Below are 14,141 nucleotides of genomic sequence, written 5' to 3'. Positions count from 1 at the left end.
TGTTGCAACGAAACTGATCGGGAGGCCCTGACATGGACCGTCGCAAGCTGATCCTCTCGGGCGCCGCCGTCGGCCTGACCAGCGTGGCCGGCGAGGCCCTCGCGCGCCAGAGCCGCTACAGCGAGCAGCTGCCGCCGCCACAGCCCATCGAACCGGCGCGCCCGGCCGCGAGCGACCCGGCCGCCTCGATGCCGCCGCCGCCGTCGCCGGCGCCCGCCTCGAACGGCAATACGCCGGCCTACGACACCGGCCACGTCCAGACCTATTCGGCCGACGAGATGATCCGCGCGACCTCGGACTTTCTCGGCGTCACCGCCGAGAGCGCCGGGGCGGCGATCGAGAAGATCTTCAAGGACAAGGGCCAGCCCACCGCCTATATCGCCGGCGAGGAGGGCTCGGGCGCCTTCATCGCGGGCCTGCGCTACGGCCGGGGCCTCCTCTATATGAAGGGCCGGCCGACGCTGGAGGTGTTCTGGCAGGGCCCGTCGATCGGTTGGGATTGGGGCGGCAACGCCAGCCGCGTCTTCACCCTGTGCTATGACCTGCAGTATCCGGACGCCATCTTCCGCCGCTTCCCCGGCGTGGAGGGCAGCGCCTATCTGATCGGCGGCCTGGGCGTGAACTACCAGAAGGCCGACACCATCACCCTGGCCCCGATCCGCGCCGGCGTCGGCCTGCGGCTGGGCGCCAATATCGGCTACCTCGGCTACAGCCGCAAACGCCGCACGCTGCCATTCTAGGCTTATGCCCTTCCCCCATCGAGGAGGAAGGGGGCTCAGCCGCCGTATTCGATGGCGTAGCGAAACGTGCTGGCCTGGCTGGCCGGCACGGTCACGCGCCAGGCGACCTGGCCCTGGCGGATGTCGTGCTTCTGGGGCTCGGCGACGACCTTGAACGACGGCAGGTTCGGGTTCTGGCGCAGCTCCACCGTGACGGGGATGGTCTTGGCGTTCGAGAGATCCACCTCGTAGACCCGCCGGACGCGGCCCTTCGTCAGCTTGTGGTCCTCGACCAGGCGCGGGCGGATCAGGACGTCCATCGCCTGGCCGATCACGAGGTCGAGTGGCTCGCCGATCGCCACGTCGCGCACCTTCTGCTCGCCGGCGAAGGTCGGGCGACCCTCGACGGTCTCGATGGCGGACAGCGCGCCGGAGGGCAGGGGCTTGCCGAGGCCGGCGGCGGCCTTGTTCTCCAGGCGCAGCGTCACCGCCGGCGTCAGGAAGGCGTCGTTCAGCGTGTTCCACGCGTTGATCTCGACGACGTAGAGCCGCTGGAACGCCACGTCCTTCTGGTCGAGGAAGGCCACCTGCTTGGTCTGGCGCGGGTTCAGGGTGACCGGCTCGGGCAGGGTGTAAAGCTTGTAGTCGCCGAGGTTCGACTGCTCGGCCAGCTTGGCGCGCGAGCCGGTGACCATGATCTCCTCGACATCCGAACGGCGCGCGTTGGCCAGCGGCGGCATCGCCAGCATCGGCGCGGGCGGCGGCGGTGGCGGCGGCGGTTCGGCGGGATGACCATGGTGCGTGGTGTCCATCGGCCAGCAGGCGCGGTCGATCCGCTTGGCCTCGCCGCGTTCGACGGCGACCGGCTCGCGCGCCAGCCTGCCGGCGACCGCCTGGGTCGGCGCGTCGGCGAACTGACTGCCGCCGCTGTTGACCAGGGTCAGCCACCCCGTCAGGTCCAGCCGCTTTCCGTCCGGATGGATGCGCGCGACATAGTCGGCTTGCCAGTTCACGCCGAGCGCCAGGTACGAGACGGTCAGCTTGGCGCGGGTGGGCGCGGGGACGTCGACCACGGTCGAGAGGCTGGGCTTGTCGGTCAGGCCATCCGGGACGTGGTCCAGGATCAGCCGCTCCGGACCACCCGAGCAGCCCAGCGCCTCGACGCCCTCGGCGGTGCGGACCATCAGGCCGTCGGGGCCTTGCAGCAGGGTGGCGTCCACCGTCTGCTGGCGGCCGGTCTTGCGGTTGGTGCGCGTCACCTTGATCGGCTGGCCCAGCGACCGTTCGACCAGGGTTCCGGGGCTTAGGAGAGCGTAGTCGTAGTTCCGCTCGACAGCCTTGCCCGGCAGGCCCTCGACCGCCGCGCTCTGCGGGATCAGCCCCTCGGCGACGCCGTCGAAGCGGATCACGTGGCGGCCGGCCGGCAGGTCCACCGTCCGGGTCTCGGTGACCAGGATCAGGCCCTTCTCCTTGGCCTGCTGGCGTTCCCAGTCGCCGAGCGCCTGGAAGGGGCCGTCGCCGTCGCGATAGAGGGTGATGGCGACCTTCTCGGGGGCGGGGGAGGCGATGGTGGCGGCGTGGGCCAAACCCCATCCGGTTATCCCCGCGAAAGCGGGGACCCATGCGGCGGCCAGTCTCGAAAGGCGCTGGCCAGTCGAGTTCAGCTTGGGTCCCCGCTTTCGCGGGGATGATCGGTGAAAAAGGATCACCACCCCGTCTCGACCGTGAAGGTCAGAGTCGTCTCGCCGTTGGCCGGCACCGGCACGCTCCAGCCCAGGGTTCGGGCGTCGACGCGGCGGCTCTTCAGGCTCTCGGCCTTGACCTCGCCGTCGCGCCAGAGACCGCCCTGGCGCAACTCGACGGTGACCGGCTGGTCCTTGGCGTTGCGCAGCAGGTACTTCATCCCGTAGCGCGAGCGGGTCTTCGAGACCCTGGTCTCGCTGACCAGGGTCGCCTGGCTGGAGACGTCGAAGGCCTCGCCGGTCTTGATCGACAGTTCCGAACCGGCCGGCGTGTGGCCGATGGCGTTCTCGCCGACGAACTTAGGGTCGCCGGCCGCGTCGCGCATATAGACCCGCATCGTCCCGGCGGGCAGCTGGCTGCCCAGGCCCGCCAGCTTGCCGTTGCTGAACTGGATGGCGACGACGGCCTTCACGGGTTCGGCCTGGCTGGCGAACCAGCCCTCGCGCACTTCGTAGACCTTCTTGGCCGCCACGCCCTGGGCCGACAGGAAGCCGACCTGCTTGTTCTGGTTGGCGGCGATCGTGGTCCGTTCGGGCAGGGGATAGAGGTAGTAATCGGCGACCCGCTCGCCGCTCCCGCTTTCGGTTCCGGCGCTGGTCACGCTCGAAACGCCGCGACGGGGCGGCCGATAACCGTTGTTCTGCGAGAGTTGATTGACCTCGCCGGCCACCAACTGGGTCCTGGCGTTCTCGAACGCCGTGCCCGAGGTGTTCGACAGCGTGATCCACCCCTGCAGATCCAGCGCGCCCCTGGCCTCGTCGAACAGGGCGACATAGTCGGCTTTCCACGACAGGCCCGAGGTCAGATAGCTGAGCTTGGCCTGGCGCGGACCCGCGCCGGCGGCCTCGACATTGACCGACAGCGTGGGGCGGGCGCGCAGGGTCTCGGGCACCTTGTCGAAGATCACGCGGGTCGGGACGCCGTCGTCGCGCAGCACCTCGATCCGATCGCCGATCTTCAAGACGACGCCCTCGTTGGCGGCCAGGACCGTGGCGACCTCGGTGGTTTCCTTGCCGTCGCCGGGATTGGTGCGAACGATCCTGACCTGCTGGCCGACCGCCTTCTCCATCAGCTTGTCGGGGGTCAGCAGATCGTAGTCGAAGTTCTGCTCCAGGATGGTGACGCCGGGGGCGGACAGGCTGACCGTCTCGGGACGGATCGCCGCCGAGACGTCCTTGAACTCCAGCTTCTGGCGGCCGGCCTTCAGGTCCAGCGGGCGGGCGTCCTCGACCAGGGCCAGGTTCGAATTATAGATGGTGACGGAGACCTCGCGCCCTTCCGCGCGCGCCGCGAGCGGGATCAGCAGCAGGCTGGCCGTGGCCAACAGAGCGCGGCGGTGCATCGACGTCCTCCCGTGTGTTTACAGGGGTAAAACATCACGGGATTGAGGCGGAGTCTAGGCGAGGTTGAGTGGAAACTCAGCCGCCCCACACCGCCCGCAGGCGTGCGTCGCGGCCGCAGCCGGTGCGATAGAGGTTGTAGTCCAGCGCGTGTCGCTTAGCGTAGTCGCGGTGGTATTCCTCGGCCGGGTAGAAGGTCTGCACCGGCAGGATCTGGGCCTTCATCGTCCCGGTCTTCAGGCGCTTGGCGGCCTCGGCGCGGGATTTCTCGGCGATCGGGCGCTGGGCGGGGGTGACGAAGACGGCCGGCCGATAGGACGGGCCGCGGTCGCAGAACTGGCCGCCGTCATCGGTGGGATCGACCAGCTTCCAGTAGCGATACAGCAGAAAGCCATAGTCCAGCTTGGCCGGGTCGTAGGTGACGCGGACCGACTCGTAGTGGCCGCTCTGTTCGCTGGTGACGTCCTGGTAGGTCGGGTTCTTCACGTGGCCGCCGGTATAGCCGCTCTCGACCTTCAGCACGCCGGGGACGCCGCCCATGTCGTGCTCCATGCACCAGAAGCAGCCGCCGGCGAAGATGGCGGTCTCGGTCTTCGGCGCGGCCAACGCGCTGGAGACGCCGAACAGGGCGAAGGCGGCGGCGATCAGGAGAAGGAAGCGGCGCATCGGGGTTTCCAGCGAGGGACGTTCGATCCAGATACGCACGAAACCGGCGAACGGTTACGCGCGCCAGCCGAAACCGACGCCGCGCACGCTGGGACAGGCCGAGAGGCGCGAGGCCAGCGCCTCGGCCCGGGCGTCGCCCTGGTCGTCGATCTCGAGGCGAATGGCCAGATGAGGGCCCTCGGGAGCGGCGGACAGGGCGCGCAGGCGGGCCTGCTGGACGCTGGCCACGCCCAGCACCCGCATCAGGGCCTCGGGCGTGTCGTCGGCGGTGACGAGGAAGAGGCGGCGCCCAAAAGAGGCAAAAGAGCCTTCTTCCGGTTTGAGGTCCTCCGCCAGGCTCACGGGCGCACCCACTGGTGCTCTACCGAGGCCGAGGTGACGCCCGGCCAGGCGGCCAGATCGCGGGCCAAGAGGCGGGCGGCCTGATCGCCCAGGTGGCGGACCTTCAGCGAGGCCTCGACGATCTGGCCGACGGGCTTCAGCGTCAGGCCGCACAGCTCGGCGCCGCTGTCGGCCAGGCCCTGGCGGACGGCATCGAGCGCGCTGGGCGCGTCCTGCGCGGCCAGCAGCAGCTGGTGGACGGTGACGCCGTCGGCGTCGCTATGGAAGGCGGGTGGGGAGGGCAGGTAGCTCATCGAAGTGGTCCTTGGCTTTAAGAGGCTTGGAGGACCGAGGAACCGCGCAACAAAAAACCCCGCTCGTGGGAGCGGGGCTTTTTGGAGATCTCGCGATCCTTCGGCTTGGGTCTTGGGTAGGGTTCCTACCGCTGCTTGCGCCGATTTTGCCCCGTCCGGATTGGCACGGTTTTAATCTGATTAATCATGTTCCACATCGCCACGGCGCACGACATCGCGCCCACGGCGGCGAGGCCGGTGGTCACGAAGGCGGCGAAGGCGAAGGTCGATTGCATGTGGAAGCGATGAAAATCCGTTAGCGCGTCTTACAGGTAGCGCGGGGTTTAGCGTTGCGCAAGGTCTTGCCGCCCCAAGGGGCGATCGGTCGCGGCGGAAGGCAGGATTTGGCCCGATCGGGACCGAATGCTCAAAGCTTGAGCAATGCCGCCCCTTCTCCCCTTGCGGGAGAAGGTGGCCCGGAGGGCCGGATGAGGGGTTGAACACCCCGTCCGAACGCGAAAAAGGGGCCGCCTGCGCGACCCCTCATCCGTCGGCCTGACGGCCGCCACCTTCTCCCGCAAGGGGAGAAGGAGCTTACCCCCGCAGCTTGCCGCCGGCCTTCTCGACCGCGGCGACGACCTTGGCCGACAGGGCGTCGATCTCGGCCTCGGTCAGGGTCGCCTCGCGCGGCTGGACCACGACCTCCAGCGCGACCGACTTGAAGCCCTCCGGCACGCCGGGGCCCTCATAGACGTCGAACACGCGGGCGGCCGCGATCAGCGCCTTGTCGGCGCCGGCGGCGGCCTTGACCAGATCGCCGGCGGCCTTGGCCTTCTCCACCACGAAGGCGAAGTCGCGGGTCAGCGGCATCAGGGCCGAGGGCGAGAAGGCCGGACGGGTCTTGATCGCCTTCTTCTTCGGCTCGGGGACCGCCTCCAGGGTGATCTCGAAGCCGTAGATGGGGCCGGCGACGTCCATGGCCTTCAGCACGGCCGGGTGGAGCTCGCCGAACTCGGCCATCACCGCCTTGGGGCCCAACTGCAGGCGCGCCGAGCGGCCCGGGTGCCACCAGGACGAGGCGGTCCCCTGCGCCGTCTGCAGCGAGGCGACCGGCGCGCCCAGTTCCTCCAGCAGGGCCAGCAGGTCGGCCTTGATCGTGAAGACGTCGTCCTGCTTGGCCTTGTCCCAGCCGCGCGGGGCGTGGGGCGCGATGATCGCGGCCACGACGGTGCGCTGGTCGCCCGGCTGATCGCCGTGGAAGGTCGGGCCGATCTCGAACAGGGCCGCGTCCGGGAAGCCCTGGCGGGCGTTGCGGCCGGCGGCCTCGATCAGGTTGGGCAGCAGCGACGGGCGCATGCAGTCCAGCTCCGAGGCGATCGGATTGGCCAGCACCAGTGCGTCCTGACCGCCGCCGAACAGCCGGGCGGTCTCGCGGCTGGTGAAGCTGAAGCTCACGGCTTCGGCATAGCCGGCGGCCGCCAGGGCGCGGCGGGCCATGCGGGCGCGAGCCTGCTTGGTCGTCAGCACGCCGCCGACGGCGCGCGGAACCTCCGGCAGGGCGGTCGAGGGCAGGGCGCCGTAGCCGGCGATGCGGGCGACCTCCTCGACGAGATCGGCCTTGCCCTCGACGTCGCGGCGGAAGGTCGGCGGGGTCACGGTCCAGGACGCGCCGTCGCCGCTCACCGCGAAGCCCAGGGCGACCAGGATCTGGCGCGTGCGCTCGGGCGACACGGCCAGGCCCGACAGCTGCTCGACATAGGCCGGGTCGAAGGGAAAGCCCTTCGGCGCGGCCGGAGCCTCGCCGGCGACGACGATCTCGGACGGCTCCCCGCCGCACAGCTCCAGGATCAGCTTGGTGGCCAACTCCAGCCCCGGAACGACCGAGCCGGTGTCGACCGTGCGGGCGAAGCGATACTGGGCGTCGCTGGCGATGCCGGTGGTCCGGCCCGTCTGGGCGATGCGGATCGGCTCGAACCAGGCGCTCTCGATGAAGACGTCGACGGTCTCCTCCGCGCAGCCGGTGCTCTCGCCGCCCATGACGCCGCCCAGGCCGATCGGGCGCTCGCCGTTCGCGTCGGCGATCACGCACATGTCGGGGGTCAGCTCGTAGGTCTTGCCGTCCAGCGCGATCAGGTGCTCGTCGCCGTTGACGCCGTGGCGGCCCAGGCGCGTCACGATCTCGCTCCCCGCCAGCTTGGCCGCGTCATAGACGTGCAGCGGCCGAGCGCGGTCGTAGGAGATCAGGTTGGTGACGTCCACGAGGGCGTTGATCGGACGCAGGCCGATCGCGGTCAGGCGGTCCTGCAGCCACTTGGGCGAGGGGCCGTTCCTGACGCCCTTGATCAGGCGGCCGGCGAACACCGGGCAGGCCTCGCCGTCGACCTTGACGGTGATCGGGCAGGGATACGTCCCGGCGACCGGCGCGATCGACAGGTCCTTCAGCGTGCCGACGCCGGCGGCGGCCAGGTCGCGGGCGATGCCGGCGACGCCCAGCCAGTCGGGGCGGTTGGGGGTGACCTCGAAGTCGATGACCGCTTCCAGGCCCAGGGCATCGACGGCCGGCGTGCCGACGGCGAGACTGTCGGGCAGCTCCATGATGCCGTCGCTCTCGGTGGCGTATTCCAGCTCGGCGGCCGAGCAGAGCATGCCGTTCGAGACGACGCCGCGAACGGGCTTCTCGACCAGGGTCACGCCCAGGCCGGGCACGTAGGCGCCGATCGGAGCGTAGATGGTGGTCAGGCCGGCGCGGGCGTTCGGCGCGCCGCAGACGATCTCCTTGCGGCCGTCGACGGTGTCGACCTGGCAGACCCGCAGGCGGTCGGCGTTGGGATGCTGCACGGCCTCGACGATCTTGGCGACCGTGAACGGCGCCAGCTTGGTCGCCGGATCGGTGACGTGCTCGACCTCGAGCCCGGCCATGGTCATGGCCGCGACGATCTCGGGGACGGCGGCGGTGGTCTCAAGGTGGTCCTTGAGCCAGGACAGGGTGAATTTCATTTTCGATCTCCAAGCCCCTCCCCCTTGCGGGGAGGGGTTGGGGTGGGGGTGTGTGCTCGGAGATGGCGGTGTCTCACCCCCACCCCCTGCCCCCTCCCCGCAAGGGGGAGGGGAGGGTTCGTTGTTAGCTCAATCCCGACGCCGGGTTCGGCGCCGCGAAGGCGCTAAAGCCGTAGTGCGACAGCCAGCGGACGTCCGACGACCACATGTCGCGCAGGTCCGGCATACCGTATTTCAGCATGCCCAGGCGATCGACGCCCATGCCGAAGGCGAAGCCCTGGTACTCGTCCGGGTCGATGCCGCAGGCGCGCAGGACGTTCGGGTGAACCATCCCGCAGCCCAGGATCTCGAGCCAGCTCGTGCCCTGGCCGATCTTGATCTCGCCGCCCGAGCGGTCGCACTGCACGTCCATCTCGGCCGACGGCTCGGTGAACGGGAAGTGGTGCGGGCGGAACTGGGTCGTCACCGCGTCGGTCTCGAAGAACCGGGCCAGGAAGGTCTCCAGGGTCCACTTCAGGTGGCCCATGTGGATGCCCTTGTCGATGACCAGGCCCTCGACCTGGTGGAACACCGGCGTGTGGGTGGCGTCGTTGTCGCAACGATAGGTGCGGCCCGGCGCGATGATCCGGATCGGCGGCTTCTGCGAGACCATGGTCCGCACCTGCACCGGACTGGTGTGGGTGCGCAGCAGCATGCGCTCGCCGTCTTCCTTGGGATGGAAGAAGAAGGTGTCGTGCATCTCGCGCGCGGGGTGCTTGGGCGGGAAGTTCAGGGCCGTGAAGTTGTGGAAGTCGTCCTCGATGTCCGGGCCTTCCGCGACCGCGAAGCCCATCTCGGCGAAGATGGCGACCATCTCGTCCATGGTCTGCATGGTCGGGTGGACGGATCCCTTGCGGCGGTAGGGCGCGGGCAGGGAGAGGTCCAGGGTCTCGCTGGCCAGGCGCGCGTCGAGCTCGGCGGCTTCCAGGGCGGCCTTCTTCTCGGCGATGGCTTCGGCGACCTTGTCCCGGAGCGCGTTGATCGCCGCGCCCTGGGTCTTGCGCTCGTCCGGGCTCATCGCGCCCAGCGTCTTGAGCAGGCCCGAGATCGAGCCGGTCTTGCCGACGGCCGCCACGCGGACGGCGTCGAGCGCTTGCAGGTCCGCCGCGCCGGCCACCTGGGCCAGGACGTCGGATTCGAGGGTGTTGAGATCGGTCATGACGGGCATCCGTCTAGAGGAATTCGAGAGGGTTGAAACTAGGGAACAGGCCCCAATTCCGATCATTCCCGCGAAAGCGGGAAACCAAGTCGCGTTGGCCTTCTCGTCCGCGCCGTCTGCTCCGACTCAGCTTGGGTCCCCGCTTTCGCGGGGATGAGCGGAGAAGAGGGCGCAGCAAAAAGCCCCCCGGCTCGCGCCAGGGGGCTCTTCAGGATCGATTGAACTCGAACGAGCTCGGATGTCCTTAGGCCAGGGCGGCGCGAACCTTGTCGGCGATGGCCTTGAACGCAGCCGGGTCGTTGCCCGCGATATCGGCCAGGACCTTACGGTCCATCTCGATACCCGCCACGTCCAGGCCGTGGATAAACTGCGAGTAGGTGAAGCCTTCCAGGCGAGCGCCGGCGTTGATGCGCTGGATCCACAGCGAACGGAAGGCGCGCTTGCGCACCTTGCGGTCGCGGTAGGCGTACTGGCCGGCCTTGTCGACCGCGGCCTTGGCCGTGCGGATGGTGTTCTTGCGGCGCCCGTAGAAGCCCTTGGCTTGCTCGAGAACCTTCTTGTGCTTGGCGTGGGCGACGACGCCCCGTTTCACGCGAGCCATGTGTCAGCGCTCCTCTTACAGGCCGTAGGGCAGGTAGGTCTTGATGATCTTGGCGTCAGCCTCGGTCATGACCTTCGTGCCGCGCTGCTGGCGGATGTACTTGCCATTGTGGCCGATCAGGCGGTGGCGCTTGCCGGCGACGCCGGCCTTCAGCTTGCCCGTGGCGGTCAGTTTGAAGCGCTTTTTGGCGCCCGACTTCGTCTTCAACTTCGGCATTTCGCGTCGGAGCTTTCGCCCCGTCCTCTGGAAGCATGACGAACCGCCATGGCATGCCAATGGCCAGGCGGTTCCGGAAAGGCGGCGTTGCTACAGGAAAGACTCGCCTCTGGCAAGTCGCTAAGCCGCCGCCTTGGTCCCGCGCGCGATGGACAGCGCGAAGAAGATGGCCGGAACCATCAGGGCCGAGCCGAACCAGTAGGGTCCGCCGATGACGATCCCGAACAGGGGCCCGGCCAGCAGGGGGCCGCCGATGCGGGCCAGAGAGCCGGCGGCCATGTTCAGGCCCAGCATCTGGCCTTGCCGGTCCGGAGGGCTGGCCCGCGAGATCAGGGCGGCGACGCACGGAAAGACCAGCGACTGGCCGAACGCGGTGCAGGCCACGGCCACGACCGCCACGGGCGGGCTGGGGATGAACGGCGTGATCAACAGCGTCAGGCCGATGATCGACAGGCCGGCGGTCAGCACGCGGCCCTCGCCGAAGCGTCGCGCCAGGCGCCCGGTCAGCAGGCCCTGGCCCAGCGAGGCGATGATGCCGATGATCGCGAAGCAGCCGGCGACCTGGCCGGGACCCCAGCCGAAGCGCTTGTCGGCGTAGAGGCCGAAGATCGCCTCCATCCCCGCGAAGGCGCCGGTGGAGATCAGGGTGACCAGCAGCACCCGCGACAGAACCGGGTGGGCCGCGGCGGCGGCAAGGGCCTCGCGGCGGCGCGGCTGGACGAGGTCGCGCGCGGCCGGCGCGCGGCTTTCGGTGACGAACAGGAAGACGCCCAGGGCGGCCGTCGCGGCCATGCCCGCGGCCAGGAACAGCGGCAGCTGGTAGCCCAGGTGTCCGCCGCCGGGCCGGATCGCCATGACCAGGGCCGGACCGATGACGAACCCGGCGCCGAACGCCGCGCCCAGGAGGCCCATGCGGCCGGCGCGCTTCTCCGGCGGCGTTACGTCGGCCATGTAGCCCTGAATCGTCGAGATGTTGCCGCTGCCAAAGCCCCCGACCAGCCGGACGGCCATGGCGATCCAGATGTTCGGCGCGAAGGCCAGGGCCAGATAGGCCAGGGTGTTGGCGATGATGGTGACGATCAGCACGGGCCGCCGGCCGATCCGGTCCGAAAGCCGTCCCCAGAACGGCTCGCCGAAGAACTGGCCCAGGCTGTAGGCGGCGAACATCGTCGTCACCTGCCAGGCGGCGGCGTTCATCGACTTGGCGTAGAAGGGCAGCAGCGGGATGACCACGCCGAAGCCCACCAGGTTGATGAACACCACCAGGAGCAGGACGGCGAGGGCGCGGTTGCTGTGAGCGGGTTCGGACATCAGGCGGCGGGGTTTACGCCCATTCGCGCCGGATGACGACCGCCCAAACCGCCGCATCAATCCGGCGGATTGTGCTTTTCGACGAAGGCGACGGTCTCGGTCAGCATCTTCAGCCGGGACGCGCCGCGTGAAAGCCAGTGGTCCTCGCCGTCCAGCGTGACGAAGTCGAACGGCTTGCCGGCCTTCCTCAGCGCGTCGGCCATGGCTTGGCTCTGGTCGTAGCGGACGACGGTGTCGTCCTTGCCGTGGATCAGCAGAATGGGGATGTCGGCCTTGGCCGCCTGTTGGGCGGGCGAGATCGCGGCGAGGTCGGGATCACGCAGGCTGTCGACCCCCATGAAGCGCCGCCAATAGCGTTGGGCGGCGCCGATCTCGCCATTGTTGAGGTCGATGTTGGTGACCAGGAACCGCTTGAGGTCGGACGGCCCCGCCACCGAGACCGCGCAGCGGTAGACCCCGCGGTCCAGCGTCGCCCCCGCCAGCGCCGCGTAGCCGCCGTAGCTGGCCCCGACGATGCAGACGCGCTTGGGGTCGATGAGGCCCTGCTTGGCGAACTCCCGTACCCCGTCCGACAGGTCGGTCTGCATCTTCTTGCCCCACTCGCCGAAGCCGGCCTTGATAAAGTCCCAGCCAAAGCCCTCGGAGCCCCGGAAGTTGGGCTGCAGCACGGCGTAGCCGCGCGAGGCCAGGGCCTGGCTCCACCAGTCGAAGCCGGGTTCGTCGCGGCCTTCCGGTCCGCCGTGCGGCAGGACGATCAACGGCAGGTTCTTGGGCTCGCGCCCCTTGGGCAAAGTCAGGTAGCCGGTGATCTCCAGCCCGTCGGCGGCCTTGTAGCGGATCGAGCGGACGGGCGAGACGCCCTCGGGGGTGAGACCGGCATAGACTTCGCCGACATAGCTCGCGCTCTTGGCGTCGAGATCCACCAGGGCGTAGGCGGGGCCGAGGGTGGCGCTGTCGACGCGCACGATCACCTTGCGGCGATTGTTCGACCACGACACCAGGCTCACCCGGTCGCCTTCGAACGCCTTGACGACCGAGTTCCAGGTCTTCTGGCTGGTCTTGTCGAAGAAGGTGTAGGCGAGGTCATCGCCGTCGAGCGCATAGCCGCCAAGCAGCGCCAGGGTCTCTGGATCGCTCAGCAGGCCGTCCAGCGCCTTGCCCTCCGCCAGATCCTCCTTGGTCCCGTCGGCGCGGTATTCCCGCAGAACCGTCTTATTGTCGGGCGTGGACCGCCAGACCAGGACCGACTTGCCGTCGCGGCCGAAGCCGGCGATGCCGTACGATCCCGTCGGCGCGTCGGCCTCGTCGACGGTGCGCCAGTGGTCATCCCTCAGGCGCAACTGCCACTTGCCCCTACGGTTGTCGTAGACGGACATGGCGACCGGCTTGCCCGTCGCGTCGACGAGCCAGCCATCGGTGCTCGCGGTGGCCCCGGAGTCCAGCATCTGGGTCCCGCCGGTGCGCAGATTGACCCTGAACAGAACGTCCATGCCCTCTTCGGCGGCGAAATAGACGCCCTCCAGAAAGACGACGGGGTCGCCGCCGATCATCCGCACCATCGGCGCGCCGAGGATGACGTTCATCGCGTCCTTCTGACCCTGCAGCAAAGGCTTGGTCTTGCCCGTGGTCAGGTCGTAGTCGGTGGCCGTATAGTATTCGCGCTTGGGGCCCCGCAGGCCGTAGACCGCCGTCGTCTGCGACGTCACAACGATCACGTGCTGGTCCCCGGCCCAGTCGATGCCGCGCAGCTTCGTGGTTCCGGCCCCGACGCCCTTCAGGGTCTTGCCGTCGGCCGAGCGGATCACCAGGAAGCGCTTCTCGCCGTCGGTGAGGATGATCGCCACCTTCGTCCCGTCCGGCGACACGACCGCATCCTCGATATTGGGCAAACGACCGTAGACGGCGAGGTCGGGCTTGGCCGCCAGCGCGGGCGATCCGAGCACGGCGATGCAGGCCGCGAGCACGGCGAGGATGGTTTTCAACACGACAGGTCCCCCAGACTGGCGGCGAAGCTATCAGAGATTGAGGCGCTGTCGACTGCTCGCGCCTCGGAGGCGAGTCGCCAAACGAAAACGCCCCGGCCGAGGGCCGGGGCGTTTCGTGTCTAGCGATCCGATAGAGCCTAGCGCGGGGCCAGGATCATGATCATCTGCCGGCCTTCCATGCGCGGCTCGTATTCGACCTTGGCGACTTCGTCGAAGTCGGCCTTGACCTTCTGGAGCAGTTTCATGCCGAGCTCGGGGTGAGCCATTTCGCGACCGCGGAAGCGCAGGGTGACCTTCACCTTGTCGCCTTCCTCGAAGAAGCGGTGCATCGACTTGGCCTTCACTTCGTAGTCGTGAATGTCGATGTTCGGGCGGAGCTTGATTTCCTTGAGCTCGACGACCTTCTGCCGCTTGCGCGCCTCGTTCTTCTTCTTCTGCTCCTGGAACTTGAACTTGCCATAGTCCAGGATCTTGCAGACGGGCGGATTGGCGTTCGGAACGATTTCCACCAGGTCCAGCCCGGCTTCCTCGGCGGCTTCCAGAGCGGCCGACGTCGGCATTTCGCCTTGCTTCTCGCCGTTCTGGTCGATCAGCAGGACGCGGGGGACGCGGATGTCTTCGTTGATACGCGGTCCGTCTTTAACGGGCGGCGTTTGCATAGGACGGCGAATAGGGACGGCTCCGAGGCAGTTGAAAGGATAGGATTGGCGTAGGGTAGGGCTGAACACGCGCGCGCCGCGCCGGGCGCGCC

The 14,141-nt window shown here is 68.6% G+C and carries 14 protein-coding genes; 1 reads left to right on the top strand and 13 read right to left on the bottom strand.

The window, feature by feature from the left end; all coding sequences use genetic code 11:
• Positions 1–32: 32 nt before the first annotated feature.
• The gene (locus Q0V34_RS00705; protein ID WP_297506471.1) at positions 33–740 is read left to right on the top strand and encodes an EipA family protein; all 708 of its coding nucleotides are present in this window, start codon (positions 33–35) and stop codon (positions 738–740) included.
• A 35-nt stretch (positions 741–775) separates the two neighbouring features.
• Here Q0V34_RS00705 and Q0V34_RS00700 read toward each other — a convergent pair whose 3' ends face one another.
• The 13 genes from Q0V34_RS00700 to infC form a co-directional block, all read right to left on the bottom strand.
• The gene (locus tag Q0V34_RS00700; protein WP_367272017.1) at positions 776–2,305 is read right to left on the bottom strand and encodes a DUF4139 domain-containing protein; all 1,530 of its coding nucleotides are present in this window, start codon (positions 2,303–2,305) and stop codon (positions 776–778) included.
• 119 nt (positions 2,306–2,424) lie between these two features.
• Positions 2,425–3,804, bottom strand: a complete 1,380-nt coding sequence (locus Q0V34_RS00695; RefSeq protein ID WP_297506469.1) for a DUF4139 domain-containing protein — start codon at positions 3,802–3,804, stop codon at positions 2,425–2,427.
• Positions 3,805–3,880: 76 nt separating this feature from the next.
• Entirely contained in the window at positions 3,881–4,468 is a 588-nt protein-coding gene (gene msrA, locus Q0V34_RS00690; RefSeq protein ID WP_297506467.1) for a peptide-methionine (S)-S-oxide reductase MsrA, read from the bottom strand.
• A 54-nt stretch (positions 4,469–4,522) separates the two neighbouring features.
• The gene (locus Q0V34_RS00685) at positions 4,523–4,810 is read right to left on the bottom strand and encodes a hypothetical protein (protein WP_297506465.1); all 288 of its coding nucleotides are present in this window, start codon (positions 4,808–4,810) and stop codon (positions 4,523–4,525) included.
• Positions 4,807–5,103 (bottom strand): hypothetical protein, encoded by a 297-nt coding sequence (locus Q0V34_RS00680; protein ID WP_297506463.1) that lies wholly within the window; start codon positions 5,101–5,103, stop codon positions 4,807–4,809. Before Q0V34_RS00680 ends, Q0V34_RS00685 begins: the two co-directional genes overlap by 4 nt.
• Before the next feature lie 125 nt (positions 5,104–5,228).
• Positions 5,229–5,378: a hypothetical protein gene (locus Q0V34_RS00675; RefSeq protein ID WP_297506461.1), complete on the bottom strand. Its 150-nt coding sequence runs from the start codon at positions 5,376–5,378 to the stop codon at positions 5,229–5,231.
• Between the two features lie 298 nt (positions 5,379–5,676).
• Positions 5,677–8,079 (bottom strand): phenylalanine--tRNA ligase subunit beta, encoded by a 2,403-nt coding sequence (gene pheT, locus Q0V34_RS00670; RefSeq protein WP_297506459.1) that lies wholly within the window; start codon positions 8,077–8,079, stop codon positions 5,677–5,679.
• Positions 8,080–8,203: 124 nt separating this feature from the next.
• Positions 8,204–9,277, bottom strand: coding sequence for a phenylalanine--tRNA ligase subunit alpha (gene pheS, locus Q0V34_RS00665; protein WP_297506457.1), 1,074 nt, complete (start codon positions 9,275–9,277; stop codon positions 8,204–8,206).
• A 244-nt stretch (positions 9,278–9,521) separates the two neighbouring features.
• The gene (rplT, locus tag Q0V34_RS00660) at positions 9,522–9,878 is read right to left on the bottom strand and encodes a 50S ribosomal protein L20 (RefSeq protein ID WP_172263421.1); all 357 of its coding nucleotides are present in this window, start codon (positions 9,876–9,878) and stop codon (positions 9,522–9,524) included.
• Positions 9,879–9,893: 15 nt separating this feature from the next.
• Positions 9,894–10,094, bottom strand: coding sequence for a 50S ribosomal protein L35 (rpmI, locus tag Q0V34_RS00655; protein ID WP_004625088.1), 201 nt, complete (start codon positions 10,092–10,094; stop codon positions 9,894–9,896).
• A 120-nt stretch (positions 10,095–10,214) separates the two neighbouring features.
• Positions 10,215–11,462: an MFS transporter gene (locus tag Q0V34_RS00650; RefSeq protein ID WP_367272016.1), complete on the bottom strand. Its 1,248-nt coding sequence runs from the start codon at positions 11,460–11,462 to the stop codon at positions 10,215–10,217.
• On the bottom strand, positions 11,462–13,390 hold the full coding sequence (locus tag Q0V34_RS00645; protein WP_297506450.1) for a S9 family peptidase: 1,929 nt from the start codon (positions 13,388–13,390) through the stop codon (positions 11,462–11,464). The genes Q0V34_RS00650 and Q0V34_RS00645 overlap by 1 nt, the downstream gene beginning before the upstream one ends.
• Positions 13,391–13,527: 137 nt before the next feature.
• Positions 13,528–14,049, bottom strand: a complete 522-nt coding sequence (infC, locus tag Q0V34_RS00640) for a translation initiation factor IF-3 (RefSeq protein WP_066683040.1) — start codon at positions 14,047–14,049, stop codon at positions 13,528–13,530.
• Positions 14,050–14,141 lie beyond the last annotated feature (92 nt).

Origin of the sequence: uncultured Caulobacter sp., from assembly GCF_947036865.1 — a bacterium.
Classification (GTDB): Bacteria; Pseudomonadota; Alphaproteobacteria; order Caulobacterales; family Caulobacteraceae; genus Caulobacter.
Note: the sequence above shows the minus strand (reverse complement) of the source record. Positions and strands in the feature narration are given on the sequence as shown.

Excerpts from the sequence above, each read along its gene's own strand:
- rpmI (WP_004625088.1), bottom strand. The coding sequence starts at position 10,094 with ATGCCGAAGTTGAAGACGAAGTCGGGCGCCAAAAAGCGCTTCAAACTG.
- Q0V34_RS00695 (WP_297506469.1), bottom strand. The coding sequence starts at position 3,804 with ATGCACCGCCGCGCTCTGTTGGCCACGGCCAGCCTGCTGCTGATCCCG.
- Q0V34_RS00650 (WP_367272016.1), bottom strand. The coding sequence starts at position 11,462 with ATGCGGCGGTTTGGGCGGTCGTCATCCGGCGCGAATGGGCGTAAACCC.
- msrA (WP_297506467.1), bottom strand. The coding sequence starts at position 4,468 with ATGCGCCGCTTCCTTCTCCTGATCGCCGCCGCCTTCGCCCTGTTCGGC.
- Q0V34_RS00675 (WP_297506461.1), bottom strand. The coding sequence starts at position 5,378 with ATGCAATCGACCTTCGCCTTCGCCGCCTTCGTGACCACCGGCCTCGCC.
- pheT (WP_297506459.1), bottom strand. The coding sequence starts at position 8,079 with ATGAAATTCACCCTGTCCTGGCTCAAGGACCACCTTGAGACCACCGCC.
- pheS (WP_297506457.1), bottom strand. The coding sequence starts at position 9,277 with ATGACCGATCTCAACACCCTCGAATCCGACGTCCTGGCCCAGGTGGCC.
- rplT (WP_172263421.1), bottom strand. The coding sequence starts at position 9,878 with ATGGCTCGCGTGAAACGGGGCGTCGTCGCCCACGCCAAGCACAAGAAG.
- infC (WP_066683040.1), bottom strand. The coding sequence starts at position 14,049 with ATGCAAACGCCGCCCGTTAAAGACGGACCGCGTATCAACGAAGACATC.
- Q0V34_RS00680 (WP_297506463.1), bottom strand. The coding sequence starts at position 5,103 with ATGAGCTACCTGCCCTCCCCACCCGCCTTCCATAGCGACGCCGACGGC.
- Q0V34_RS00705 (WP_297506471.1), top strand. The coding sequence starts at position 33 with ATGGACCGTCGCAAGCTGATCCTCTCGGGCGCCGCCGTCGGCCTGACC.